20 protein-coding genes and 2 tRNA genes are annotated in these 24,909 nt (G+C 70.6%); 11 read left to right on the forward strand and 11 right to left on the reverse strand.

The annotated features are described in order from the left end of the window. Nucleotides 1-49: 49 nt before the first annotated feature. From BCF74_RS05475 to orn, 3 genes are all read right to left on the reverse strand, one after another. Nucleotides 50-676 carry a copper resistance CopC family protein gene (locus BCF74_RS05475; RefSeq protein ID WP_170070143.1) on the reverse strand — a complete coding sequence of 209 codons (627 nt, stop codon included), beginning with the start codon at nucleotides 674-676 and terminating at the stop codon, nucleotides 50-52. A 123-nt stretch (nucleotides 677-799) separates the two neighbouring features. Next, nucleotides 800-875: transfer RNA gene (locus BCF74_RS05480), tRNA-His, on the reverse strand. 49 nt (nucleotides 876-924) lie between these two features. Next, nucleotides 925-1,653 carry an oligoribonuclease gene (gene orn, locus BCF74_RS05485; protein WP_177426634.1) on the reverse strand — a complete coding sequence of 243 codons (729 nt, stop codon included), beginning with the start codon at nucleotides 1,651-1,653 and terminating at the stop codon, nucleotides 925-927. 38 nt (nucleotides 1,654-1,691) lie between these two features. Here orn and BCF74_RS05490 point away from each other — a divergent pair, with 38 nt between their 5' ends. Continuing rightward, complete coding sequence (locus BCF74_RS05490; protein WP_106296952.1) at nucleotides 1,692-2,870, forward strand: PrsW family intramembrane metalloprotease; 1,179 nt, start codon at nucleotides 1,692-1,694, stop codon at nucleotides 2,868-2,870. Next, nucleotides 2,870-4,150 carry a M20 metallopeptidase family protein gene (locus tag BCF74_RS05495; protein WP_106296953.1) on the forward strand — a complete coding sequence of 427 codons (1,281 nt, stop codon included), beginning with the start codon at nucleotides 2,870-2,872 and terminating at the stop codon, nucleotides 4,148-4,150. The genes BCF74_RS05490 and BCF74_RS05495 overlap by 1 nt, the downstream gene beginning before the upstream one ends. A 12-nt stretch (nucleotides 4,151-4,162) precedes the next feature. Here BCF74_RS05495 and BCF74_RS05500 read toward each other — a convergent pair whose 3' ends face one another. Further along, nucleotides 4,163-4,843: a 4'-phosphopantetheinyl transferase family protein gene (locus tag BCF74_RS05500; protein ID WP_106296954.1), complete on the reverse strand. Its 681-nt coding sequence runs from the start codon at nucleotides 4,841-4,843 to the stop codon at nucleotides 4,163-4,165. Nucleotides 4,844-5,124: 281 nt separating this feature from the next. After that, nucleotides 5,125-5,197, reverse strand: a tRNA-Arg gene (locus BCF74_RS05505). 107 nt (nucleotides 5,198-5,304) lie between these two features. Here BCF74_RS05505 and BCF74_RS05510 point away from each other — a divergent pair. From BCF74_RS05510 to ettA, 4 genes are all read left to right on the forward strand, one after another. After that, nucleotides 5,305-7,017: a dynamin family protein gene (locus BCF74_RS05510; protein ID WP_106296955.1), complete on the forward strand. Its 1,713-nt coding sequence runs from the start codon at nucleotides 5,305-5,307 to the stop codon at nucleotides 7,015-7,017. Then, nucleotides 7,014-8,684, forward strand: coding sequence for a YfjP family GTPase (locus BCF74_RS05515; RefSeq protein WP_106296956.1), 1,671 nt, complete (start codon nucleotides 7,014-7,016; stop codon nucleotides 8,682-8,684). Before BCF74_RS05510 ends, BCF74_RS05515 begins: the two co-directional genes overlap by 4 nt. Nucleotides 8,685-8,852: 168 nt before the next feature. Next, nucleotides 8,853-9,365: a single-stranded DNA-binding protein gene (locus BCF74_RS05520; RefSeq protein WP_170070144.1), complete on the forward strand. Its 513-nt coding sequence runs from the start codon at nucleotides 8,853-8,855 to the stop codon at nucleotides 9,363-9,365. A 60-nt stretch (nucleotides 9,366-9,425) separates the two neighbouring features. Then, nucleotides 9,426-11,108, forward strand: coding sequence for an energy-dependent translational throttle protein EttA (ettA, locus tag BCF74_RS05525; RefSeq protein WP_106296958.1), 1,683 nt, complete (start codon nucleotides 9,426-9,428; stop codon nucleotides 11,106-11,108). Between the two features lie 18 nt (nucleotides 11,109-11,126). Here ettA and thpR read toward each other — a convergent pair whose 3' ends face one another. Next, nucleotides 11,127-11,738 carry an RNA 2',3'-cyclic phosphodiesterase gene (gene thpR / locus BCF74_RS05530; RefSeq protein WP_106296959.1) on the reverse strand — a complete coding sequence of 204 codons (612 nt, stop codon included), beginning with the start codon at nucleotides 11,736-11,738 and terminating at the stop codon, nucleotides 11,127-11,129. A 49-nt stretch (nucleotides 11,739-11,787) separates the two neighbouring features. Here thpR and BCF74_RS05535 point away from each other — a divergent pair, with 49 nt between their 5' ends. Beyond that, nucleotides 11,788-12,699 (forward strand): TIGR03560 family F420-dependent LLM class oxidoreductase, encoded by a 912-nt coding sequence (locus BCF74_RS05535; protein WP_106296960.1) that lies wholly within the window; start codon nucleotides 11,788-11,790, stop codon nucleotides 12,697-12,699. A gap of 44 nt (nucleotides 12,700-12,743) precedes the next feature. Here BCF74_RS05535 and BCF74_RS05540 read toward each other — a convergent pair whose 3' ends face one another. Then, complete coding sequence (locus tag BCF74_RS05540) at nucleotides 12,744-13,472, reverse strand: class I SAM-dependent methyltransferase (RefSeq protein WP_106296961.1); 729 nt, start codon at nucleotides 13,470-13,472, stop codon at nucleotides 12,744-12,746. 26 nt (nucleotides 13,473-13,498) lie between these two features. Beyond that, nucleotides 13,499-14,140: a TetR/AcrR family transcriptional regulator gene (locus BCF74_RS05545; RefSeq protein ID WP_106296962.1), complete on the reverse strand. Its 642-nt coding sequence runs from the start codon at nucleotides 14,138-14,140 to the stop codon at nucleotides 13,499-13,501. A gap of 68 nt (nucleotides 14,141-14,208) precedes the next feature. Between BCF74_RS05545 and BCF74_RS05550 the strand changes: the two genes are divergently transcribed. Then, complete coding sequence (locus tag BCF74_RS05550) at nucleotides 14,209-15,363, forward strand: acyl-CoA dehydrogenase family protein (protein ID WP_106296963.1); 1,155 nt, start codon at nucleotides 14,209-14,211, stop codon at nucleotides 15,361-15,363. Nucleotides 15,364-15,605: 242 nt separating this feature from the next. Here the strand turns inward: BCF74_RS05550 and BCF74_RS05555 are convergent, their stop codons facing one another. The 3 genes from BCF74_RS05555 to fabG are packed head-to-tail and all read right to left on the reverse strand — an operon-like array spanning nucleotide 15,606 to nucleotide 18,309. Then, entirely contained in the window at nucleotides 15,606-16,496 is an 891-nt protein-coding gene (locus BCF74_RS05555; protein ID WP_106296964.1) for an FkbM family methyltransferase, read from the reverse strand. A gap of 9 nt (nucleotides 16,497-16,505) precedes the next feature. Continuing rightward, on the reverse strand, nucleotides 16,506-17,561 hold the full coding sequence (locus tag BCF74_RS05560; protein ID WP_106296965.1) for an acyltransferase family protein: 1,056 nt from the start codon (nucleotides 17,559-17,561) through the stop codon (nucleotides 16,506-16,508). After that, nucleotides 17,554-18,309 carry a 3-oxoacyl-ACP reductase FabG gene (fabG, locus tag BCF74_RS05565; RefSeq protein ID WP_106296966.1) on the reverse strand — a complete coding sequence of 252 codons (756 nt, stop codon included), beginning with the start codon at nucleotides 18,307-18,309 and terminating at the stop codon, nucleotides 17,554-17,556. The genes BCF74_RS05560 and fabG overlap by 8 nt, the downstream gene beginning before the upstream one ends. A gap of 186 nt (nucleotides 18,310-18,495) precedes the next feature. Between fabG and glgX the strand changes: the two genes are divergently transcribed. From glgX to treZ, 3 genes are read left to right on the forward strand one after another with little or no spacing between them, the layout of a single operon-like run. Further along, the gene (gene glgX / locus BCF74_RS05570; RefSeq protein WP_106296983.1) at nucleotides 18,496-20,658 is read left to right on the forward strand and encodes a glycogen debranching protein GlgX; all 2,163 of its coding nucleotides are present in this window, start codon (nucleotides 18,496-18,498) and stop codon (nucleotides 20,656-20,658) included. 5 nt (nucleotides 20,659-20,663) lie between these two features. After that, nucleotides 20,664-23,189 carry a malto-oligosyltrehalose synthase gene (gene treY, locus BCF74_RS05575; protein ID WP_245889230.1) on the forward strand — a complete coding sequence of 842 codons (2,526 nt, stop codon included), beginning with the start codon at nucleotides 20,664-20,666 and terminating at the stop codon, nucleotides 23,187-23,189. Further along, nucleotides 23,186-24,904: a malto-oligosyltrehalose trehalohydrolase gene (gene treZ / locus BCF74_RS05580; RefSeq protein ID WP_106296968.1), complete on the forward strand. Its 1,719-nt coding sequence runs from the start codon at nucleotides 23,186-23,188 to the stop codon at nucleotides 24,902-24,904. The genes treY and treZ overlap by 4 nt, the downstream gene beginning before the upstream one ends. The last annotated feature ends 5 nt before the right edge of the window (nucleotides 24,905-24,909 follow it).

The raw sequence follows: 24,909 nt of genomic DNA on the forward strand, positions 1-24,909 counted from the left end.
GCCTGTCCCTCCAAAACGTCGCCGGAGGGGTGGGCGCGGTCGGCGACCGTCACTCGCTGCCGCGGTCCTTGCGCACGGCGTAGAGCGTGGCGCCGACGGCGGCGGCGAGGGCGGCGAGCACGAGCGCCCAGACGAGGAGGTGGTTGTCGCCGGACTGGTCCTGCGGTGAGTCGGCGGCGTCGGTGGAGCTCGCGCTCGGTGCCGGGGCGACCGGACCCGAGGCCGACGGGGACGTGCTCTCGCTGGACGACGCCGACGGGTCGGCCGACGAGGACGTCGCGCTCGGGGCAGGGGCCTGCGGGTCGCCCTCGATGGTGAACGTCGTCGAGCCCGAGATCGGGTGCGAGTCGGCGCTGACGACGCGGTAGACGATGTTGTAGCTGCCGGCGGCGATGGGGTCGCCGACGGGCAGCGTCACCTTCGGCCCGTCCGCCGTCGCCTTGGCCCCGACGACGTCACCACCCTCGGAGTCGGTCACCCTGACCGTGACGAACTGCGGGTTCACGTCCTCGTTGAAGGTGAGCACGACCTCGGTCGGAGAGGACGGCAGGGTCGCGCCGTCCTTGGGGGTGATCGAGATGAGCTGCGAGTGGGCGCCCGCCGGGAGCGCGCCGACACCGATGCCGAGCAAGGTCGTCACGATCACGAGCAGGAGTCCGCGGGTCATCAGGCGCATGACACCAGTTTGGCAAAGTTTCCTGAGCGAAGGCTGATCGGGGACGGGCAGGTCTTGCGGGGTGCCGGACCGCAGATCTCCTCCACACATGACGAAAGCCCCTGCAGGACAGGGGCTTTCGAGTGGGGTGAGCGACGGGGCTTGAACCCGCGACCCCCGCGACCACAACGCGGTGCTCTACCAGCTGAGCTACGCCCACCACGGCGACTGCACGGCATACGGAACGAGTCCGGTGCGGGCAGCGCGGACTATCGTACCTGCTCCTCGGGGGTGCTCCCGACCACGTCCGCCGGCCCGGGCGCATCCGCTCCGTCCGCCGTGGCAGTCGCCGTGGCAGTCGAGGACACGGGCGACTCGTGGTCGACGACATGACGGGACGCGAGCGCACGCAGCTCCTCGCTCGTGCGCCCGGGCGGGTCGACGAAGACGGCCTCGCGGTAGTAGCGCAGCTCGGCGATGGACTCGCGGATGTCGGCGAGGGCGCGGTGGCCCCCGGACTTCTCCGGCGCCGCGAAGAACGCCCGCGGGAACCAGCGACGTGACAGCTCCTTGACCGACGAGACGTCGATGATCCGGTAGTGCAGGTGGGTCTCGAGCTCGGGCATGTCCCTGGCGAGGAAGCCGCGGTCGGTGCCGACGGTGTTGCCCCCGAGCGGTGCCTTGCGCGGCTCGGGAACCCACTCGCGCACGTAGTCGAGGACCTGACGCTGCGCCTCCTCGAGGGTGACACCGGACGCGAGCTCGTCGATGAGGCCCGACGTCGAGTGCATCTGGCGGACGAAGTCGCCCATCTGTGCGAGCGCGGCGTCCGGCGGGCGGATGACGACGTCGACGCCGTCGCCGAGGATGTTGAGTTCGAAGTCGGTGACGAGCGCGGCGACCTCGACGAGTGCGTCGGTCTCGAGCGACAGCCCGGTCATCTCGCAGTCGATCCAGACGATGCGGTCGGTCAGGGCTCGGTCGGGCGTTGCGGACATGGGCTCAATCGTATGGCGCTGCACTAGTCTCGCTGTCCATGAGTGGGGACCTGTCCGTGGACGTCCAGACGCCCGTGCCGCCGACCCCGCAGCGGAGCGCGGGTGCGCACCGGGGCCGCCCGATGCTGCGCCGCTGGATCCTCACCGGAATCGCCGTGGTCGGGTTCGGGCTCGCGGCGCTCGCCGTGGCGGTGGCTATCGGAGCCGCGGCCGGGGTGAGCGCGACCTTGCTCGGGTTCGTCATCGCGATGATCCCGCTCGGCATCGTCGTGCCGACCTTCCTGTGGCTCGACCGGTTCGAGGCCGAACCGACCCGCAACCTCGTCCTCGCCTTCCTCTGGGGCGCGCTCATCGCCGTCCTCATCGCGATGACCCTCAACACGGCGGGGCAGCTCGTCTTGTGGGGATCGGTGCCCGCGGACGAGTCGCTCGCGCTCACCGCGGTCTTCGTCGCGCCGTTCGTCGAGGAGGCCGCCAAGGGGGCCTTCGTCCTCCTCGTGTGGCTCTTCGCGAAGCGCGAGTTCGACGGGATCACCGACGGGATGGTGTATGCCGGGGTCACGGCTGCCGGGTTCGCGTTCACCGAGAACATCCAGTACCTCGCGCTCGCGTGGGTCGAGTACGGCCAGGAGGGCCTCACCGCGACCTTCATCGGGCGGGGCATCATGTCGCCGTTCGCCCACCCGATGTTCACGATCTGCATCGGTGTCGGGGTCGGGGTCGCCGCCATGACCCGCCGCTGGCTCGTGCGGATCGTCGCCATCGGCGCGGGGTACGTCATCGCGGTCCTCGCACACGCGCTGTGGAACCTCGCCGCCGTGAGCGGAGCGCAGGGCCTCATTGCGGTCTACCTGCTCGTCGAGGTGCCGATCTTCCTCGCCTTCCTCGGGTTCGTCGTGTGGGTGCGACGCCGGGAGGGCCGACTCATCGGCCAGTTCCTCAGCCCCTACGCGGACGCGGGCTGGCTCTCGCCCGCGGAGGTCGTCATGCTGGCGTCGATGCCGCGTCGTCGCGAGGCGCGGCAGTGGGCTCGCGTCAACGGCGGACGTGCTGCGCTGAGGTCTATGGAGGACTTCCAGGACGCCGCGAGCGAGCTCGCCCTGCTGCGCCGCCGGATGCAGCACATCCCCCCGGACGAGCGCACCCTGCGCGACGAGCGTGACCTCCTGGCGGTGCTCACGCGACGGCGGCGGGAGTTCGCTGGACAGCTGATCTGATGGCCCCCGAGCCGGCAGCGGTGGCCGCAAACGGCTGGCCGTCGGTGCGCGACGCAGCCGCCGAGATCGCCGACGACCTCGTGGCGTTGCGCCGGGACGTGCACCGCCACCCCGAGCTCGGCAACGACCTGCCCTGGACGCAGCGGGCGGTGCTCGAGGCTCTCGCCGGGCTCGACCTCGAGGTCACGCTGGGCGAGGAGCTGAGCAGCGTCGTCGCCGTCCTGCGCGGGCGAGGCCGGTCCGGAGGCGACGAGCTGGACGGGCCGGGTGCCGACGCTCCCCGGCCCGTCGTGCTGCTGCGCGGCGACATGGACGCCCTGCCCGTCACCGAGGCGAGCGGTCTCGACTTCGCCTCGGTCGAGGACGGTCTCATGCACGCCTGCGGTCACGATCTGCACGTCGCCGGTCTCGTCGGTGCGGCGCGCATCCTGCACCACCTGCGTGACCACCTCGCAGGCGACGTCGTCTTCATGTTCCAGCCGGGGGAGGAGGGCCCCGGAGGGGCCGAACCCATGCTGCGCGAAGGACTTCTCGACGTGGCCGGACGACGCGTGGACGCGGCATACGCGGTCCATGTGTATGCCGCGGAGGTTCCGCGTGGCGTGTGGTTCGGGCGCTCGGGGCCACAGATGGCGGCGGCGGACGAGGTGGCGATCATCATCGCTGGGCGGGGTGGGCACGGGTCGCAGCCGCACTACGCGCTCGACCCGGTGCCGGTCGCGTGCGAGCTCGTCCTCGCCCTGCAGACGATCGTGACGCGCCGGTTCAACGCCTTCGACCCGGTCGTCCTCACCGTCGGGCGGATCGAGTCGGGCACCGTGGGCAACGTCATCCCGGACTCGGCCCGGCTCGACGCGACGCTGCGCACCTTCTCGGCCGAGCACCGCGACCTCGCGCACGCCGAGATCAGGCGGGTCGTCGAGCACGTCGCCGCAGCGCATGGGCTCGAGGCGCGCGTCGAGATCGGGGGCGGCTATCCGGTGACGGTCAACGACGCGGACGAGTTCGCGTTCGCGAAGGCGACAGCGGTCGAGCTCTTCGGCAGCGAGCGCTGGGCGGACATGGTCACGCCCGAGGCCGGGTCCGAGGACATGGCGTTCGTCCTCGAACAGGTTCCCGGCGCCTACCTCAACGTCGGGGCGTGCGTGCTCGACGACCACACACTCGCCGACGACAACCACTCTCCGCGGGCGGCGTTCGACGACTCGGTCGTCCCCGACGTCGCGGCCCTGCTCGCCGAGCTCGCGCTGCGACGCTGCGCGCTCGGGGTCGACGACTGAGTCGACCGGCCTTCACGCCGTGTGGACATCGAGGTCGAGCTCGCGGTCGGTGAGCACCGCCACGGCAGCCCGGTGGTCCGGCCAGGGCATGCTGACGTCGCGGACCTGCGTCGGGCCCGGTGGGTGCTCCTTCGCCTTCCACTCGAGCAGCTCCGCCGGCACGTCGGGGGCCGAGACGAGGACCTCGCTCGGGTCGACGACGAGCCCGTGGCCCGTCGCCTTGAGGATCGCCTCCTTGCGCGCCCACGTCGTCGCCCGCGCCGCCAGGAGGTCGTTCCCGGTGAGGTCGGCGAAGTAGCCCTGCTCCGAGGCGTCCAGCGTCACGGAGGGAAAGCCGTCGAAGTCCGTCGACGCGAAGTCCTCGACGTCGACACCCACCTCGCCGAGCCGGGTCACCGCCGCCACTGCTGCGCGCTCGCCGTAGGACACGGAGACGAAGAGGTCCCGATGTCCGACGACGTGCGGCTTGCCGTGCTTGTCGGTGCCGCACGTGGCGCACCGCTTCTCGAACTCGATCGCGCGCGGGTCGGCACCGGTCTCGTCGGCGACGAGGCGCCGCAGCAGGGCGTGAGCCGTGACGAACGGGTTCGGGTCGCGACGACGGTCCGCGCGCTCGCGTTCGCCGTCATCGAGGAGGTCGAGGAGCCGCGCGTCGTCCACGACGGGTGTGGCGCGGATCACGACGGAGGACATGTGCCGATCATGTCATTGGCCGTCGACGAGCTGTGCGCCCGTCCACGTGCCCGGGCTGCGGACCGACGGACGTGCATTGGCGGCCTGGCCCGGTGGCGACGCTGTGCGATGAGCATGACGAGTGGCATGTCGGCGCCGCATTGCACGTCCGTCGGCGCGGGTCTGCGCCCCCGCCGGCCTGGGTCCGCGCCCCCGTCGGCGCTCTCACTGCGTTCGAGCGCCTGTTGCTTCTGCCCGGGGCACAACGGCCAAGCCAGCGCTCCGCGCTGCTTGGCCGTTTGCGCCCCCGGCAGGACTCGAACCTGCAACCTACGGATTAGAAGGCCGTTGCGCTATCCATTGCGCCACGGGGGCCGACGAGCAGTCTAGTGAGACGGAAGTGCTGCTCTCGCGGGCACGACGAGTCTCAGGAGCTCGCCTGCCTGACGTGCAGGTTCCTCCAGTTTGGTTAGGGTGAACGCGTGACCAGGACCGCGGATGAGACAGCCGCACTCGTCGACGCCGTGTCGGGACTGCGGGACGCCGTCGAGGCCACCATCCTGCCGCTCTCGACGCCCGACCGCGACCAGGGTGTGCGCGTGCGCAAGGAGCTGCTCGACCAGCTCGACGACTACGTGCTGCCCCGGCTCCGGTCCATCGACGCACCCCTGCTCGCGGTCGTGGGCGGGTCGACCGGCGCCGGCAAGTCCACCCTCGTCAACTCCATCGTCGGCACGCAGGTGAGCCGCTCCGGCGTCCTGCGCCCGACGACGACGAGCCCCGTCCTCGTCCACCACCCCGAGGACCGTCGCTGGTTCGCCGACGAGCGCATCCTCCCCAGCCTCTCGCGCGTCACCGGAGCCCCGACCGAGCAGTCGCAGCCCGGCACCGTGCGCCTCGTCGAGTCCACCACGCTGCCCTCGGGCATGGCCCTTCTCGACGCCCCCGACATCGACTCCGTCGTCCAGGCCAACCGCGAGCTCGCCGGCCAGCTCCTCTCGGCCGCTGACCTCTGGCTCTTCGTCACCACCGCGGCCCGCTACGCCGACGCCGTGCCATGGGACCTGTTGCGCACCGCCGCCGAGCGCGGCACCGCCGTCGCGATCGTCCTCGACCGCGTCGCGCCCGAGGCCATCGACGAAATCCGCCCCCACCTCGCCGGCATGCTGCGCGAACAGGGCCTGCCGACGGCACCGATCTTCACCGTCCCCGAGACGACGCTGACCGAGCAGGGGTTCCTCCCGCCGGAGGCGATGGGTCGGCTCAAGGCCTGGCTCGAGGCGCTCGCCGGCGACTCGAGGGCCCGCTCCGTCGTGGTGAGCCAGACGCTCAAGGGTGCACTGGGCTCCCTGTCCGGACGCACCACCGCTCTGGCACAGGCCTCCTCGCAGCAGGCCGGCGCCGCGCGCGCTCTCTCCGCCGTCGCGGGGGAGAACTATGACCGCGCCCTCGCCGGGGTCAAGGACGGCATGACCGACGGCACGCTGCTGCGCGGCGAGGTCCTCGCCCGCTGGCAGGAGTTCGTCGGCACCGGCGAGTTCTTCCGGCAGATCGAGTCCCGGCTCTCGAAGCTGCGCGACCGCGTCACCGCCGCCGTCAAGGGCCAGCCCGCACCCGCGGAGGACCTCGGCGAGGCCCTTCAGTCCGGCGTCGCGAACCTCATCCTGTCCCAGGCGAACGGCGCCTCCGCGGACACGGCGCGCGAGTGGCGCCGGCTCCCCGGGGGCGACGCCCTCCTCGCCGACCACCCGGCCCTCGCGAAGTCCTCGCCTGACTTCTCGGCGCAGGTGGAGAAGACGGTGCGCCTCTGGCAGGGCGAGGTCTTCGACATCGTCCGCAGCGAGGGAGCCAACCGGCGCACGAACGCCCGCATCGCGGCATACGGCGTCAACGGCATCGGCCTCTTCCTCATGCTCGTGTCGTTCGCCGCCACGGGGGGCCTCACCGGCGCCGAGGTCGGTATCGCCGGTGGCACCTCGGTGTTGGCCCAGCGCGTGCTCGAGGCGATCTTCGGCGACCAGGCCGTCCGCGAGATGGCGGCCAAGGCCCGCAAGAGCCTCCTGCGCCACGTCGAGGAGCTGTATGCCGCGGAGCGCGCCCGCTACGCCGAGACCGTCGCCGGTCTCGGGGACCCCGAGGGCCAGTCCGCGCAGCTTGCCGCTGCCGCCGCGCGCGTGCGCGAGGTGAGCGCATGAGCCCGCTGCGCATGGGTCGCGCGAACGCACCCGCGGTCTCGGCCGAGTCGCTGGCGTCGGCCGCCTCCTCGCTGGGGTCCGCGCTGGAGTCGGGCGGCGCCCAGCTCCCGCAGACCCAGGCCGAGCGCGCTCGCGCGATCATCACCAAGGTCGGCGAGCGCACCGCGCTCGTCGGCGGACACACGGTCGTCGCCCTCGCCGGCGCCACCGGCAGTGGCAAGTCCTCGCTCTTCAACGCGCTCGCCGGCGCCGACGTCGCGACGGTGGGCGCCCGCCGCCCCACGACGTCGCGGCCGACCGCCGCGATCTGGGGCGACGAGCCCGCCGCGCCGCTCCTCGACTGGCTCGACGTCGCCGCCCGCCACCACGTCGACAACACCTCGCCCCGCGAGGGCACGATCGGCAGCCTCGACGGGCTCGTCTTGCTCGACCTGCCGGACTTCGACTCCCGCGAGACCTCCAACCGGGAAGAGGCAGAGCGTGTCCTCGAGCTCGTCGACGTCTTCGTCTGGGTGACCGACCCGCAGAAGTACGCCGACGCGCGGCTGCACGACGACTACGTCGCTGCCCTCGCGACCCACGACGCGGTGACCCTCGTGGTCCTCAACCAGGTCGACCGGCTCACGCCCCAGCAGGTCGAGGAGTGCATCGCCGACCTCAAGCGCCTCATGGCGCGCGACGGCATGCCCGACGCCCCCGTCATCCCGACGTCGGCACGCACCGGTCAGGGGCTCGATGTCCTCGGGCAGCGGCTGAGCAACGCCGTCGCCGGTGCGGGCGCCGCTCGGTCACGTCTCGCGGCCGACGTGCGCCAGAGCGCCGCCGCGCTGAGCCCGGCCGTCGCCGACAGCGAGCCCGCGATCAACGCCAGCGGCGAGGACGAGCTCGTGTCAGCCCTGGCGAGGGCGGCCGGTGTGCCGGTCGTCGTGGGCGCGGTCGAGCGCGACTACCGCATGCAGGCCGTCCAGCACACCGGCTGGCCGTTCACCCGCTGGGTGCAGCGCCTGCGTCCCAAGCCCCTGCGCCGGCTGCGTCTCGACGACGGTCGCGGCGGTGGCATCGAAGTGAGCAACGCCGACGTGCGCTCGGTCCTCGGGCGATCGTCCCTCCCGCCGCCCACCCCGGCGGCTCGCGCAGCCGTGGACCTGGCCACGCGCCAACTCGCCGACAAGGCCGGCTCCGCGTTGCCCGTGCCGTGGAGCGACGCGGTGCATGCCGCGGCGGCACCACCCGGGGCGGACATGACCGACGCGCTCGACCAGGCGGTCATCAGCACGTCCCTCCGGGCGCGCAACCCGATCTGGTGGCAGGTCGTCGGCATCTTTCAGGTGCTCTTCGCCCTCACGGCCCTCGCCGGTCTGCTGTGGGTCCTGGTCCTCATGCTCCTCGGATGGCTGCAGTTCCCGAGCATCGAGACGCCCATGTGGGGTCCGCTGCCCTGGCCGTTCGTGCTCCTCGTCGGGGGAGTGCTCGCCGGACTCCTGCTCGCCCTCGTGTCACGGTTCCTCGCCGGGATCGGGGCGCGCCGCCGTGGCCGGGTCATGCGGGAGCGGCTGCACGAGTCGATCACCAAGGTCGCCCACGAGCGGATCCTCGAGCCGGTCGCCGACGTCCTCGAGCGGCATCGGTCGACCCGCACCCATCTCAAGGACGCCGCGAAGGTCTGAGTGGCGTTCCGTCGCGCATTCGTGCGTGGCGGTCGTCCACAGGTGGGGCCGTGCCTCGGCGTTGTCCACAGGCGAAGGCCTTCGCCGTTGTGCCGTATGCCGTCCGCTCCCGAGTCTGGTGCCTCACGCCTCCGCACGGGCGGGGGCCAGAGCAGTGGAGGTCCACTCATGCAGGACACCTACATCACCGTGCAGGGGCGGGTCGCCACCGACCCCGAGATGAAGGTCTCGAAGAACAACAACCCCTTCGCGAGTTTCAAGATCGCGTCGACGCCGCGGCACCAGGTCAGTGGCGCCCCCGGCACCTATGAGGACGGCGAGACGTCGTGGTACCGGGTCTTCGCCTGGGGCAACCTCGGCGCCAACCTCCTCCGGTCCATCGAGAAGGGGCAGCCGGTCGTCGTGCACGGCCGGATCTCTTCGCGGGAGTTCAAGAAGGACGACGGGACCTACGGCAGCTCGGTGAGCATCGTCGCCAACAGTGTCGGCCACGACCTCAGCTGGGGTCAGGCCGCCTACGAGAAGGTGGCACGCCCGACCTACGGCGACGGCGACCGGCACGACGAGGCCCTCGAGACCATCCGCGACGAGGAGGAGAGCTTCGGCGATCCCGAGCGGACGGCATACGACACCGCCGGCGAGAGCGACACGGGACCGCTCGTCGGGCACAACGCCGCCTGAACGGGTTCGGACCGGCAAACCGATTCGGGGATGGGGCGGGCAGGTCGTTAGCCTTGCCCCATGCCCGAGTTCATCTATGTCATGTCGCGCGCCCGCAAGGCGCATGGCGACAAGGTCATCCTCGACGACGTCACCCTGTCGTTCCTGCCCGGCGCCAAGATCGGCGTCGTCGGCCCGAACGGCGCCGGCAAGTCGTCCGTCCTGAAGATCATGGCGGGCCTGGACCAGCCGTCGAACGGCGAGGCGCGGCTCACCCCGGGCTACAGCGTCGGCATCCTCATGCAGGAGCCCGAGCTCGACGAGACCAAGACCGTCCTGGGCAACGTCGAGGAGGGCGCGGGCGAGATCAAGGCCAAGCTCGACCGCTACAACGCCATCTCCGAGGAGATGGGTGAGCCGGACGCCGACTTCGACGCGCTCATGGCCGAGATGGGCAAGCTCCAGGAGGAGATCGACGCCGCCGACGCGTGGGACCTCGACTCCCAGCTCGAGCAGGCGATGGATGCCCTGCGCTGCCCGCCGCCGGACGCCGACGTCTCCGTCCTCTCCGGTGGTGAGCGCCGCCGCGTCGCGCTCTGCAAGCTCCTCCTGCAGAAGCCCGACCTGCTGCTCCTCGACGAGCCCACGAACCACCTCGACGCCGAGTCCGTGCTCTGGCTCGAGCAGCACCTCGCGTCCTACCCCGGCGCCGTCGTCGCCGTGACGCACGACCGCTACTTCATGGACAACGTCGCCGGCTGGATCCTCGAGCTCGACCGCGGCCGCGCCTACCCCTACGAGGGCAACTACTCGACCTACCTCGAGAAGAAGCAGGCTCGCCTCGAGGTCCAGGGCAAGAAGGACGCCAAGCTCGCCAAGCGCCTCTCCGAGGAGCTTGAGTGGGTCCGCTCCAACGCCAAGGCCCGGCAGACCAAGTCCAAGGCTCGTCTCGCCCGCTACGAGGAGATGGCCGCCGAGGCCGAGCGCACCCGCAAGCTCGACTTCGAGGAGATCCAGATCCCGCCGGGCCCGCGCCTCGGCAGCAAGGTCATCGAGGTCAAGGACCTCAAGAAGGGCTTCGGCGACCGCGTCCTCATCGACGGTCTCTCGTTCTCGCTGCCGCGCAACGGTATCGTCGGCGTCATCGGTCCCAACGGTGTCGGCAAGACGACCCTCTTCAAGACGATCGTCGGCATCGAGCCGGCCGACGGCGGCACCGTCGACATCGGTGAGACCGTGAAGATCTCCTACGTCGACCAGAGCCGTGGCGGCCTCGACCCCAACAAGAACCTCTGGGAGGTCGTCTCCGGCGGCCACGACTACATCCAGGTCGGCCAGGTCGAGATCCCCTCGCGCGCCTACGTCTCGCAGTTCGGCTTCAAGGGCCCGGACCAGCAGAAGAAGGCCGGGGTCCTCTCCGGTGGCGAGCGCAACCGGCTCAACCTCGCGCTCACCCTCAAGGAGGGCGGCAACCTGCTGCTCCTCGACGAGCCGACCAACGACCTCGACGTCGAGACCCTCGGCTCGCTCGAGAACGCGCTCCTCGCGTTCCCCGGCTGCGCCGTCGTCATCAGCCACGACCGCTGGTTCCTCGACCGCGTCGCGACGCACATCCTCGCCTACGAGGGGGACGAGCAGAACCCGGCCAAGTGGTACTGGTTCGAGGGCAACTTCGAGGCCTATGAGAAGAACAAGGTCGAGCGGCTCGGCGAGGAGGCCGCGCGCCCGCACCGCGTGACCTACCGCAAGCTCACGCGCGACTGAGCTGCCGGCCGGGACCGGTCAAGGAGACACGGCGTCGTCCGCGTCACCGGCCCCGCCGACCTCGCCACCGAGGGGGCAGACCGCCACAGGTTCGTAGTGCGGTCTGCCCCTCCCTTCTCCCCGGTGGGACACGAAGATGGTGACCTCCTCCGCGGTCCAGGACGGGCCGGCATACGTGTCCATGGTCCGCAGCCACCGCGTCGCCTCGAAGGGGCGCCGTGAGCGCGCGAGCGTGAGGTGCGGCCGGTAGTCCCCACCCGCCGCGGTGGCGCCGACGCGACCGCACGCGCGGCGGGTGCCCAGCGCCAGCGACTCCAGCCGGGACAGCCCGGTACCGTCGTCCGAGGCCACCCCCACCCAGACGACCCGCGCCTCGTAGGGATTGGGGAAAACGCCAGCGCCCCTCAGCCGCAACGGGATCGGCACGGTGGTGGCCGCGACTGCCGCGACGGCGTCCCCGACGTCGTCGAGGATCCGCTCGGGCACCTCGGCCATGAACGCCAGGGTCACGTGCCACAGGTGGGCCGGCGTCCAGCGCAGGTCCGACTCGACCTCGCGGCGCACCTCGACGAACTCCTCGAGGTCGGCATGGGCATCCTCGGGCGGGACGATCGCGGCAAAGACTCGCACCGCGCCATTGTGCTTGTCAGGACCGCGAAATTCTGCGCAGGATCACGCCATGCGGTGTGGCACCCAGATCTCGTACTTCTCCTGGCCCGGAGCGCCGGCGTCTATCGGCCCAACCTTCGCGCGGATCGCCCGCAACAGCGAGGCCGCCGGTCTGTCGTCGCTGTGGGTCATGGACCACTTCTTCCAGATCTCGATGATCGGCCCTCCTGAGCTGGACATGCTCGAGGGCTACACCGCGCTCGGGTATGCCGCGGCGGTCACCGAGCGGATCGAGCTCGGCACCCTCGTCACCGGGGTGACCTATCGCCACCCCGGCCTCCTCGCCAAAACCGTGACGACCCTCGACGTCCTCTCCGGCGGACGGGCCTGGCTCGGCATCGGCGCAGCGTGGAACGAGGAGGAGCACCGCGGCCTCGGCGTGCCTTTCCCCTCGACGCGTGAGCGCTTCGAGCGTCTCGAGGAGACGCTGCAGATCGCACGTCGCATGTTCGACGGCGACGACAGTCCGTATGCCGGCCGGCACGGCACGCTCGACCGTCCCCTCAACGTGCCGGCGCCGTTGCGGCGGGTGCCGATTCTCGTCGGTGGCAGCGGACCGAAGAAGACGTTGCGGCTCGTCGCGCAGTACGCCGATGCCTGCAACCTCTTCGACGCGGGTCCTGACGCGATGGCGGCGCGGCTCGCCATCCTGCGCGGGCACTGCGAGGACGTCGGACGCGACCCGCGCGACATCGAGGTCACGGCACTGTCGCGGCTCACGCTCGGCACGAACGGCGGAACATCGGTGTCCGGCAACGAGATTCGCAGCGTCGACGAGGCCGTCGACCACTACGCGCGTCTGGCCGAGGTCGGTCTTGACACCGTGATCCTCAGCATGGACAACAACACCGACGACGCGGCATACGAGCTCGTTGCCGACCTGGTGCGTCAGCTGGAACCGGTGACTGCCGCGGCGTGGTGACGGCGTGGTGACGGCGTGGTGACGGCCTCCTGACGCAGCGTCCGTCAGATCGGCTTGGTGGCGGCGAGGAAGACCGAGCTGCCGAAGGGCAGGTTGGTGCGGCGCAGGATGGCCTCGTCGACCTTGCAGGCGGCAAGCAGGGCGTGGTGGAGGAACCGAGGCACTTCGGGGTCCTTGACGATGTCGACCGCACCGGTGTGCCGAGGGCCGCGGGCCTTGCGCACCAGGCGCTCCGCCACGAAACCGGGGAACACTGAGGTGAACGCATAGGTGGAGCGCTCGACGCCGAACCCGGCCCGCTCGACCGCAGCGACCGCTCGCGCCTTGGTGTAGCGGCGGTAGTGGCCGTTGGCGACGTCGAAGTCCGTCCAGGCCCACTGGTAGGCGGGGACGGCCATGAGGAACCGTCCGCCGGGACGCAGTACGCGCGACACCTCGGCGAGGGCGTCGGCCTCGGGGTCGCAGTGCTCGATGACGTCGAAGGCCGAGACCATGTCGAAGCTCGCGTCGGCGAAGGGCAGCTCGAGAGCGGAGCCGCACACCCCGTTGTCGCGCAGTCCGCGCGGGTCGATGTCGAGGGAGGCGAGGCGGCGCTGGCCGTCGTGGAGCCAGCTGGCGCTCGGCCCGTCCGCGCTGCCGATGTCGAGCGCCTGCTCGCGCCCACGCGCGAAGTCAGCGAGCGCGGCATACAGCAGATCGGTGCGGGCTACGTACCACCAGTAGTCGGGCTGCTCGATCGAGGGAGAACCCCCGTGTCCTGCCACCTCGGTCATGAGGGAGGAGCCTAGCCCCAGCGCGTTCAGCGTCGAGTCACGAGGCGCACGGCGAGGTCTCCGTTCGTGCGCCCGATCTCCTCCGGGGTGCGACGGATCTCGGGGGAGTACCAGCGCGCGACGTCGACGGCGAGGGACAGCAGGGCGAGCGCGGTTCCCGGGATGTCCTCGACCTCGAACTCCCCGGAGTCGACACCGTCTTGGAGGACGCCGCGGACGACCTTGTCGATCTCGCGACGCAGCTCGAGCACGGTGTCGCGGTGCTCGGGGCTGAGGTTGCGGAACTCGTACTGGACGATGCGGCCGAGCTGATGGTGCTCGGCGTGCCAGGCGGAGAAGCCGCCGACGAGTGAGCGGAGGGCATCGGTCGGGGTCTGGGCCGCCCGGGCGGCGGCGACGAGCTCGTCGCGTGCGGTCTGGTGCCCGCGGCGGCTGAGCTCGAAGAGGAGGTCCTCCTTGGAGGTGAAGTGCACGTATACGCCCGCGGGGGACAGGCCGGCGCGCGAGGCGATGTCCCGCGTCGTCGTGGCGTGGAAGCCCTTCTCGGCGAACGCGTCGGCAGCCGCCCCCATGAGCCGCGCGACGGTGGCCGTCGTGGGGTCGCCGGACTCCTCGATCAGGCGGGCGATGCTCTGCTCCGAGAGGTGCGTCCCTGTGGTGGCCGACATGTTGACAGCATGCCTGACGCGCGATTGACTAAGCAAGCGCTTAGTCAAAGCACTTCTCGAGGAGAGTCATGCCCCGCAATCTCTACGACGCCGACCACGAGGCCTTCCGCGACTCGGTCCAGGAGTTCGTCGACCGCACCCTCAAGCCGCGCGCCGAGCAGATGCTCGAGGCCAAGACCATCGAGCGCGACATCTGGCTCGAGGCCGGCAAGCAGGGCCTGCTCGGCCTCGACATCCCCGAGGAGTTCGGGGGAGCGGGCGCCGACGACTACCGCTTCAACGCGATCTCGGCCGAGGTGATCTCGGGCTTCAACGCCGCCACGTCGTCGTGCTTCGGCATCCACAGTGACGTGTGCCCGCCCTACATCGTCGACCTCGGCACCGACGAGCAGAAGCAGCGCTGGCTCCCGCCCATGGCCGCCGGCGAGAAGATCTGCGCCATCGCCATGACCGAGCCCGGCGGCGGCTCCGACCTCGCGGCGCTCAAGACCACGGCGGTCAAGGCCGATGACGGGTCGGGCGACTGGATCGTCAATGGTTCCAAGACCTTCATCACCAACGGCTACCAGGCCGACCTCGTCATCGTCGCCGCCCGCACCGACCCGAGCAAGGGCGCCAAGGGCATCTCGCTGCTCATGGTCGAGGACGGCATGGAGGGCTTCACCCGCGGCCGCAAGCTCGACAAGGTCGGGCAGGAGGAGTCCGACACCGCCGAGCTGTTCTTCGAGGACGTGCGCGTCCCCGGTGAGAACCTCATCGGCGAGGAGGGCATGGGCTTCATCGCGATGATGCAGCGCCTGCCGCAGGAGCGGGTCGGTGCGGCCGTTTCCAACGTCGCGCATGCCAAGGCGATCCTCGGGGAGACCATCGCCTACGCCAAGGAGCGCAAGGCGTTCGGCCAGCCCATCGGCTCCTTCCAGCACAACAAGTTCAAGATCGCCGAGCTCGTCACGGCCATCGAGGTGGCCGAGGCGTACGTCGACGACTGCGTCGCCGCGCATGCCGAGGGCAAGCTCAGCGCCGTCGACGCTGCCAAGGCGAAGTGGTGGAGCGCGCAGGTGCAGAACGACGTCCTCGACGAGTGCGTCCAGCTGCACGGCGGCTACGGGTTCATGAACGAGTACCGCGTCGCCCGCGCGTGGCGCGACGCCCGCGTCACGAAGATCTGGGCCGGCTCGAACGAGATCATGAAGGAGCTCATTGGCCGCGACCTCGGGCTGTAGGTCGCCGTGTGAGTCGTCGGTATGCCGGCCGCGCGCGTGCGCGGCCGGACGGAGCCCTCGGCCGAAGCGGAGTCCGAGGAAGAGACCAGCAGGTTCGGTCTCTGAGCTTCTGGCACAACGCTTTCCGTATGCCGTCCGCGCAAGTCCGCGGGCGGCATACGCCACGGGCGGTGCGCGGTCCACGCGACGCTGCACGTCGGGGGATCGTTCAGCGCAGGGATTCGTGCCGAGGTGAGCCGGCGTCAGGTCGAGGGGTCGAGTGCGCGCGGCGTGAACGCCCACAGGTCGAGGTAGGGCACGGTGAGGTGACCGTGGCGTTGGTCGAGCAGCCACGCGGTGAGCCCCTCGAGGACGGCCGACACTGCGGGTCCGGGCGGCGCGACGAACATGCGGCGGCCGAGGTTGTCGTAGACGTGCACGACGCGACCGCTGGTCGCGAGCCCCTCGATGAGCCGGGCGACGTCGTCGGGGTCGCCGAGGGTTCCCGGCGGGTCGAACTCAAACCACAGGACGTCACAGCGTGACGTGATCGCATCCCAGTGCTCGACGAGGACGTGGATGTCGAAGCCGTCGATGTCGGACTTCCACACGGTCAGGGCGGCAAGCGGGGCGTCGGCGAGCAAGGACTGGGACGTGAGCCACTCGGACACCTCCTCGGCCTCGGCGCTGCCCTGGAACCCACCAGTCGTTCCGGTTCGGGCGTAGGTGACTCGGGACCCGACCGGTCCGACGAAGCCCTCGACGACGCGGGCGCGGTCGCCGAACTGAGCGAGGTTGCGCCGGGCATAGGCGGCGAACTCGGGGTCGCCCTCGACACTCACAACGGCAATGTTGGGCGCCGCTGTGAGCATGGCAACGGCGGTGTCACCCACGTTGGCGCCGACATCGAGGACGGTGAGACGCGCGTGCCGGCGTGCCAGGTCGGCGACAACGGCCTCGGCGTAGGCGTCGTAGGTGGGGTCGCGACGCTGGTAGTACGGCAGATTGTGTGCCGGTGGCAGCGTGACCGGCGCGCCGCCGATCGTGTAGTGCTGCTCCCGTCCGATCGCGATGCGTGCCCGTGCCCGCACGGGGTTGACGGCGTAGCCCGCGAGGCGCGACATGAACCGTCGCTTGCGCACGCTGAGGACCATGCCCGGACTCTAGCGGCGCGGAGGGCTCGCTCTGGCCGGAACGGAGAAGAGCCAGCCGAAGCCGGGGCGCCGGGAGAGCAGTCCGACGAGCAGCGGGAAGGCGACCCCGGCGACGAGACCGAGCACGATGTGCACGCGTAGGTCCTCGACGCCGAGGCTGCGGAGCAGGACCCGCATGCCGGACGTGGCGATGATGTGCGCGAGGAAGATCTGGAGCGATCGCTGCCCGACGAACGCCAGACCCGGCCCGAGCGGGGAGCGGGCGAGGGGGCCGGAGAGCGCGATGATGCCGAGGCAAAGAGCGGTCGAGGTGACGACACCGGTGGCCAGTGCCGAGGCCGACCACGCTTCGAGCCACGACGACGGAGGCATGGGGTCGGTCACGACGAGCAGGGCTGTGCCGAGGGCGATCCCGGCCATGGCGACCACGGCGGCGGTCCGGCCGCGGGTGAGCCGGAGGAAGGGTTGCGGCCCGGCGAGGGCGCCCACCCAGAAGAAGATGGAGAGGGCCACGCCCTCTTGGAAGAGGTAGGGACCGGTCCACCCCCACGCGGCGAGCGAGACAGCCGAAACCACCGCGGTGGATGCGATCGCTCGAGGCCGCGAGACCCACGGCTGCACCACGGCGGCCAGCGCGGTCATGACGACGAGGAAGCCCAGCCACCACAGCTGCCCGTCCGCGACGAGGAAGGCCCGCCCGAGGGTGTCGAGGTCGGCGCTCGAGTTCGCCCGGCCGCCGGACAGGAGGCGGAAGGCCCACTGCAGCACGGTCCACAACACGTAGAGCCAGACGAAGAGGGGCAGGCGCTCGCGTAGGTACGGCCCGACACCGCGCTTCGCGACGCTCGGCCGGAGGAAGGCGCCGGCGAGGACGGTGAAGACGGCGAGGTGCCACACGTACAGCCCGTCGTCGACCTCGAGGAAGACCGGCGACTCGCGCGGCGTGAGCTCGGCCGCCGAGAGGCCGCGCAGCACGTGGCTCAGGACGATGGCGGTGATCGCCAGACCCTTGGCGACATCGAGCGAACGATCCCGCTCACGAGGAGCGGAGGTCGCGTCAGTCAAGCGGCCCGCCCGCGACGTAGATGACCTGACCGGAGACGAACCCGGCCTCCTCGGAGCACAGGAACGAGATCGTGGCCGCAATGTCCTCGGGCTGCCCGACGCGGCCCACGGGGATCTGCTTCGCGGAGTGCTCGATGAAGTCCTCGAACGAGACACCGATGCGCTCGGCGGTCGCCGCCGTCATGTCGGTCTGGATGAAGCCCGGCGCGACGGCGTTCGCGGTGACGCCGAACCTGCCGAGCTCGATGGCGAGGGTCTTGGTGAACCCCTGGAGCCCGGCCTTGGCGGCGGAGTAGTTGGCCTGCCCCCGGTTGCCCTGCGCCGACGAGGACGAGAGGTTGACGATGCGCCCGAACTTCGTCTCGGTCATGTGCGCCTGGCATGCCTTCGTCATGAGGAAGGCGCCGCGCAGGTGGACCGTCATGACGGCGTCCCAGTCGTCCTCGGTCATCTTGAAGAGCAGGTTGTCGCGAATGATGCCGGCATTGTTGACGAGGACGACCGGAGCGCCCAGCTCGTCGGCGACCCGCGCCACTCCGGCGGCGACCTGCTCGGCGTCCCCGACATCGATACCGACGCCGATCGCCGAGCCACCCGCATCCCGGATCGTCGCGGCGACCGCCTCGGACGCCGCCTCGTCGAGGTCGACGACAGCCACGGCATACCCGTCGCTCGCGAGGCGACGAGCGGTCGTGGCGCCGATGCCGCGGGCGGCTCCGGTGACGATGGCGGTGCGGGTCGGGCTCACGGGGACTCCTCGGGTGTCGTGGACGACGACGGGGTTCGATAAGTTGGAGGTCTGCGCGAGTTGAACCCTACCCAGCAGATCTGCGGACGGCTGTGGTCGCGCCACGTGGGCCGCCGTCGTCCCAGGTGAGGAGACATGAGCACCACCACCGACGACACCACCCACGAGACCACCCGGAAGGCGGCCATGGAGATCTGGCCCGGATCGGCATACCCCCTGGGTGCGAGCTACGACGGCAGCGGCGTGAACTTCGCGCTGTTCAGCGAGGTGGCCGAGCGCGTGGACCTCTGTCTCATCGACGACGGCCTGGATGGCACCCTCGTCGAGACCGTCATCACGATGCCCGAGGTCGACCACTTCGTGTGGCACTGCTACCTCCCGGGGCTGCAGCCCGGCCAGCGCTACGGCTACCGGGTGCACGGCCCCTACGACCCTGCTGCCGGGCACCGGTGCGACCCGAGCAAGCTGCTCCTCGACCCCTACGCCAAGGCGATCGAGGGACAGGTGCGCAACGACCAGGCGCTGTTCTCCTACGACTTCAACGACCCGGGTGTGCGCAACACCGAGGACTCGCTGCCCTCGACCATGCTCAGCGTCGTCATCAACCCCTACTTCGACTGGGGGCACGACCGCCCGCCGCGCCACGAGTACCACGACACCGTCATCTACGAGGCGCACGTCAAGGGCCTGACGATGACCCACCCCGACCTGCCCGAGGAGATCCGCGGCACGTATGCCGCGATCGGCCACCCGGTGATCATCGACCACCTCAAGAGTCTGGGCATCAACGCCATCGAGCTCATGCCGGTGCACCAGTTCGTGCAGGACACCTCGCTCCAGGCGAAGGGGCTCACGAACTACTGGGGCTACAACACGATCGGGTTCCTCGCGCCGCACAACGCCTACGCGCAGGGGCAGCGCGGGCAGCAGGTCGCCGAGTTCAAGGCCATGGTCAAGGCGCTGCACGAGGCGGACATCGAGGTCATCCTCGACGTCGTCTACAACCACACCGCCGAGGGCAACGAGTTCGGGCCCACCCTGTGCTTCCGGGGCATCGACAACGCGAGCTACTACCGCCTCGTCGACAACGCCAAGCAGCACTACTACGACACGACGGGCACGGGCAACAGCCTGCTCATGCGCAACCCGCACGTGCTGCAGCTCATCATGGACTCGCTGCGCTACTGGGTCACCGAGATGCACGTCGACGGGTTCCGCTTCGACCTCGCGGCGACGCTGGCCCGGCAGTTCCACGAGGTCGACAAGCTCTCGGCGTTCTTCGACATCATCCAGCAGGACCCGGTCATCTCCCAGGTGAAGCTCATCGCCGAGCCGTGGGACGTCGGCGACGGCGGCTACCAGGTCGGCAACTTCCCGCCGTTGTGGACCGAGTGGAACGGCAAGTACCGCGACACCGTGCGCGACTACTGGCGCGGCGTGCCGGCGACGCTCGGCGAGTTCGCGTCGCGGATCTCCGGCTCGAGCGACCTCTACGAGCACAGCGGCCGCAAGCCGATCGCGTCGATCAACTTCATCACCGCCCACGACGGGTTCACGCTGCGCGACCTCGTGTCCTACAACGAGAAGCACAACGCCGCGAACCTCGAGGGCGGCCTCGACGGCGAGAACCACAACCGGTCGTGGAACTGTGGCGTCGAGGGTCCGACCGACGACCCCGAGATCCGGGCACTGCGGCTGCGCCAGCTGCGCAACTTCCTCACGACCCTGCTCCTCTCGCAGGGCGTGCCGATGATCAGCCACGGCGACGAGCTCGGGCGCACCCAGGGTGGCAACAACAACGCCTACTGCCAGGACAACGAGATCTCGTGGGTCGACTGGGACCTCGGCGAGGACCAGCGCGAGCTCCTCGAGTTCACCAAAGCCGTTGTGCGACTGCGGCGTTCGCACCCGGTGTTCCGGCGGCGCCGGTTCTTCGCCGGGTCGGCCGACCACGGCGGCCAGTCGACGATGGGTGACATCTACTGGCTTCGGCCGAGTGGTGAGGCCATGGCCGAGGGGGACTGGTCCAACGACGCGCTCAAGGTCATGGTGTGGCTCAACGGTGGCGCGATCCACGAGCCCGACACGCGCGGGCAGATGATCACTGACGACGACTTCCTCATCCTCTTCAATGCCGACGACGACGAGTCGGTGTTCACCATCCCCACGTCCGAATGGGGCGAGCGGTGGCTCGTCGAGATCGACACCCACGCCGAGGTCGTCGACCCCGGGTGGCACGAGGCCGGGGCGCCCATCACGGTCGGGCCGCGCTCGGTCGTCGTGCTCCGCAGCCCGCTCGAGGACACGCCTGCCGCGACAGGAGTCGCGCAGAGCGAACGGAAGGCGTGAGCGACATGTCGCTTCCTTCCGACCGAATACCGGCCCGTATGCCGGCCGCGCAGGGTCCGCGGGACGCGTCGTCCGGCGACGTGGGCTCCGCTCGTCGCGCGCTGCCCACCTCGACGTACCGGCTCCAGGTCCACGGCGGGTTCGGCTTCGACGCGGCAGCCGAGCAGACGGCATACCTCGCGAAGCTCGGTGTCTCGCACCTCTATCTCTCGCCGATCCTGCAGCCTGCCGAGGGCTCGACGCACGGCTACGACGTCGTCGACCACACCGCCCTCAACGAGGAGGCCGGCGGGCGCGGGGCGTTCGACCGGCTCGTCGCGGCGGCGCATGATGCCGGGCTCGGGATCGTCGTCGACGTCGTGCCGAACCACATGACCGTGCCCGAGGCGACGTGGCGCAACGCCGCCCTCTGGTCCCTGCTACGTCACGGGCGCGAGTCGCCCTATGCCGCCTGGTTCGACGTCGACTGGGACGTCGAGGACGGCCGGGTGCTCATGCCGGTCCTGGGGGCCTCGCTGGAGGAGGTGCTGGCGGCAGGGGAGCTGTCGGTCGGTGCCGGGGGTCGTGATGGCGACGAGACGGTGCTGCGCTACTACGGGCACGAGTACCCCGTCGCGCGGGGCACCGAGAGCCTGCCCATCGCGGATCTCGTTGCGGCGCAGCACTATCGGCTCACGTTCTGGCGCGACGGTGCGACCGACCTCAACTATCGGCGCTTCTTCGACGTGACGACACTCAAGGCCGTCCGGGTCGAGGATCCGGCGGTGTTCGACGCCACGCATGAGCTGTTGCTGTCGCTGCATGCCGAAGGGGCCATCGACGGGTTCCGCATCGACCACCCTGACGGACTGGCCGACCCCGGCGGCTACCTCGCACGCCTCGCCGACGCGACGGGGGACGCGTGGGTCGTCGCCGAGAAGATCCTCGAGGGTGAGGAGCAGCTCCCGTCGTCCTGGCGGTGCGCGGGGACGACGGGCTACGATGCGTTGCTGCGGGTGCAGCAGGTCTTGACCTCCGGAACGGGCGACGAGGTGCTCGACCGCCTCTGGGCGCACCGGGCACCGGGGCGAGAGTCGCTCGACGACGTCGTGCTCGCGTCCAAGGAGCTCGTCGTCGAGACGGTTCAGGCCGCCGAGGTCAACCGGCTCCTGCGGCTGATGCAGCAAGCGTTGCCCCGGGACGACACGGCGGAGCTGCGTCGCGGCCTCGAGGCGGTGCTCGTGTCGATGGACCGGTACCGCGCCTACGTCGTGCCGGGCGCGACGGTCGACCCCGCCCAGGTCGCGGTGCTCGAGGAGGCCGGGGAGCGGGCGCGCGCGCTCGTCGGCGAGGCGGAACCGGTCGACGCGGTGCTCGCCCTGGCGCGTGGTGAGGTGCCCGACGGGGCCGACCCCGCGGCCGTCGAGGAGTTCGTCGTCCGGTTCCAGCAGACGTGCGGGCCGGTCATGGCCAAGGGCATCGAGGACACAGCGTTCTACCGGTGGCTGCGGATGACCGGCGCCAACGAGGTGGGCGGCCACCCGGCGCAGCTCTCCATCGGTGCGGAGGACCTCCACGCCTTCTCGCGTCGGCAGCTCGAGACATGGCCGACGACGATGACGACCCTGACCACCCACGACACCAAGCGTTCCGAGGACGTGCGGGCCCGGCTCATGACTCTCGCCGAGTCAGCGGAAGACTGGTCGACGTGGCTCGACGAGGCGGCGGATCTCGCTGCGGCGCACCGGAACTCGGTGAGGTCCAGGCTCGACGCTGCGACCGAGTACCTCATCTGGCAGACCGTCGTCGGCGCCTGGCCGCTCACACCGGAGCGGATCGAGACCTATGTCCTCAAGGCGGTCCGCGAGGCCAAGGACCGCACGGCCTGGGTCGACGGGGATGCGGACTACGAGGCGGCCGTCGTGGCGTTCGCCCGTGCCGTCGTCGCGGACCCGGCCGTCGCCGCGCACGTCGAGACGTGGCTGTCGCTCCACGGCGCCTCGGTCCGGGCCAACGTCCTCGGGCAGAAGCTGCTCCAGCTGACGACGGTCGGTGTGCCGGATGTCTACCAGGGGGGTGAGCTGCAGCTGCTCACCCTCGTCGACCCGGACAACCGCGGGCTCGTCGACTTCGGCGTGCGCGCCGAACGCCTCGACCGCCTCGACGCCGGTGACCGCCCCCGCGACCTCGACGACGAGAAGCTGCTCGTCACCGCGGCAGCCCTGCGGCTGCGGCGGGATCGCCGCGAGTGGTTCGTCGGTGCCGACGCGTTCTACGACGGGGTGGCGGTCGAGAGCCCGTATGCCGTGGCGTTCGTCCGGGGTGACGCGTCCGGCCCCGCGGTCGTCACCGTCGTGACCCGGTCCGCGGACACGCTCGCCCGTGCCGGTGGGTTCACTGACGAGCTGCTCTCCCTGCCGCCGGGGGAGTGGCGGAACCTGTTGTCCGACAACGGAGCCGGGGCCACGGCTGCCAGCCCGATGTCCGGTGAGGTCCGGCTCGCCGACCTGCTCGCCGACCTGCCCGTCGCACTGCTCGTGAGGGAGACATGATCGAGGTCTGGGCACCCGACGCCGACACCGTCGAGATCGTCGCCGGACCACCCGGCGCCGAACCGTCGCGCCACGACATGGTGCGCGACGACCGAGGCTGGTGGCGCTGGGACGGTGCGCACGCGGCATACGAGGAGCTCGACTACGCCTTCGTCATCGACGGTGAGGAGCCTGCGCTCCCGGACCCCCGCAGCGCGTGGCAGCCCTACGGCGTCGACGGGCCGAGTCGCACCTTCGACGTCGGCGCGCACGAGTGGCAGGACACGACGTGGCGCGGCCCGCGCGATGGCCACGGGACGCTCGGCGGCGTCATCTACGAGCTGCACGTCGGGACGTTCACGCCCGAGGGGACGTTCAACGCCGCGATTGCCCGCCTCGACCATCTCGTCGAGCTCGGAGTCGACGTCGTCGAGATCCTGCCGGTCGCGGCGATCCCGGGACGCTGGGGTTGGGGCTACGACGGCGTCGACCTCTACGCCGTCCACGACGCGCTCGGCGGGCCAGCGGGCTTCCAGCGGTTCGTCGACGCCTGCCATGCGCGGGGGCTCGGGGTGTGCCTCGACGTCGTCTACAACCACCTCGGGCCGAGCGGCAACTACCTCGGGCGGTTCGGGCCGTACTTCACCGAGTCGCACATGACGCCGTGGGGTCCGGCCGTGAACCTCGATGCCCCGGGGTCGGAGGAGGTGCGACGCTTCGTCGTCGAGAACGCGCTGCGCTGGCTGCGTGACTTCCACGTCGACGCGCTGCGGCTCGACGCCGTCCACGCGCTCGTCGACGAGTCCGAGCGCCACCTGCTCGTGGAGCTCTCCGACGCCGTCGCGGACCTGTCGCGCGAGCTCGGCCGCCCGCTCGACCTCATCGCCGAGAGCGACCTCAACGACACGACCATGGTCACGCCCGTCGCCGACGGCGGGCTCGGCATGACCGCGCAGTGGGCCGACGACGTCCACCACGGCCTGCATGTCGCCCTGACTGGTGAGACGCAGGGCTACTACGAGGACTTCGGCGGCGGGACACGGGCCCTGCCCGACGGAGGGCCGCTCGACGTCCTGGACCATGTCCTGACGCGGGGCTTCCTCCACGACGGACGGTGGTCGTCGTTCCGGGGCCGGGAGTGGGGCCGCCCGGTCGACGTCGACCGTCTCGACGGGCGCCGGCTCGTGACCTATCTCCAGACGCACGACCAGGTCGGGAACCGTGCCACCGGCGACCGGATCGGTGCCACGCTCACCTCCGGGCGCTGCGCGATCGGCGCGGCGCTTTATCTCCTCGGGCCGGGGACACCGATGGTGTTCATGGGCGAGGAGTGGGGCGCCGCGACGCCGTGGCAGTTCTTCACCGACTTCACCGACGAGGCCATGGCCGAGGCGGTGCGGACCGGGCGCCGCGGCGAGTTCGCGGCTCACGGCTGGGCGGAGGAGGCCGTGCCGGACCCGCAGGCGGAGTCGACGCGTGAGGCGAGCGTCCTGCGCTGGAACGAGCTCTCCGCCGACCGGCACGCGGCCCTGTTCGCCTGGTACCGGCAGCTGATCGCCTTGCGCCGCAAGGTGATCGGCACGTCGGAGACGCGTTTCGCCGATGTCTCGTGCTCGATCGTGGACGGTGGTGCGACGTTCGTCATGACGCACCGAGGCATGACGGTGACGGCGGACCTCGCCGGTGACGCGGTCACGGTGTCCGCGGACGGCATACCCACGCTCGAGTTCTCCTGACGCGG

It is taken from the genome of Knoellia remsis (assembly GCF_003002895.1).
In the GTDB taxonomy this organism is placed as follows: domain Bacteria; phylum Actinomycetota; class Actinomycetes; order Actinomycetales; family Dermatophilaceae; genus Knoellia; species Knoellia remsis.

Excerpts from the sequence above, each read along its gene's own strand:
- treY (WP_245889230.1), top strand. The coding sequence starts at position 20,664 with ATGTCGCTTCCTTCCGACCGAATACCGGCCCGTATGCCGGCCGCGCAG.
- treZ (WP_106296968.1), top strand. The coding sequence starts at position 23,186 with ATGATCGAGGTCTGGGCACCCGACGCCGACACCGTCGAGATCGTCGCC.
- BCF74_RS05515 (WP_106296956.1), top strand. The coding sequence starts at position 7,014 with ATGAGCCCGCTGCGCATGGGTCGCGCGAACGCACCCGCGGTCTCGGCC.
- BCF74_RS05500 (WP_106296954.1), bottom strand. The coding sequence starts at position 4,843 with ATGTCCTCCGTCGTGATCCGCGCCACACCCGTCGTGGACGACGCGCGG.
- BCF74_RS05535 (WP_106296960.1), top strand. The coding sequence starts at position 11,788 with ATGCGGTGTGGCACCCAGATCTCGTACTTCTCCTGGCCCGGAGCGCCG.
- BCF74_RS05520 (WP_170070144.1), top strand. The coding sequence starts at position 8,853 with ATGCAGGACACCTACATCACCGTGCAGGGGCGGGTCGCCACCGACCCC.
- glgX (WP_106296983.1), top strand. The coding sequence starts at position 18,496 with ATGGAGATCTGGCCCGGATCGGCATACCCCCTGGGTGCGAGCTACGAC.
- BCF74_RS05545 (WP_106296962.1), bottom strand. The coding sequence starts at position 14,140 with ATGTCGGCCACCACAGGGACGCACCTCTCGGAGCAGAGCATCGCCCGC.
- BCF74_RS05550 (WP_106296963.1), top strand. The coding sequence starts at position 14,209 with ATGCCCCGCAATCTCTACGACGCCGACCACGAGGCCTTCCGCGACTCG.
- BCF74_RS05555 (WP_106296964.1), bottom strand. The coding sequence starts at position 16,496 with ATGGTCCTCAGCGTGCGCAAGCGACGGTTCATGTCGCGCCTCGCGGGC.
- BCF74_RS05495 (WP_106296953.1), top strand. The coding sequence starts at position 2,870 with ATGGCCCCCGAGCCGGCAGCGGTGGCCGCAAACGGCTGGCCGTCGGTG.
- orn (WP_177426634.1), bottom strand. The coding sequence starts at position 1,653 with ATGTCCGCAACGCCCGACCGAGCCCTGACCGACCGCATCGTCTGGATC.
- BCF74_RS05475 (WP_170070143.1), bottom strand. The coding sequence starts at position 676 with ATGCGCCTGATGACCCGCGGACTCCTGCTCGTGATCGTGACGACCTTG.
- BCF74_RS05490 (WP_106296952.1), top strand. The coding sequence starts at position 1,692 with ATGAGTGGGGACCTGTCCGTGGACGTCCAGACGCCCGTGCCGCCGACC.
- BCF74_RS05540 (WP_106296961.1), bottom strand. The coding sequence starts at position 13,472 with ATGACCGAGGTGGCAGGACACGGGGGTTCTCCCTCGATCGAGCAGCCC.
- ettA (WP_106296958.1), top strand. The coding sequence starts at position 9,426 with ATGCCCGAGTTCATCTATGTCATGTCGCGCGCCCGCAAGGCGCATGGC.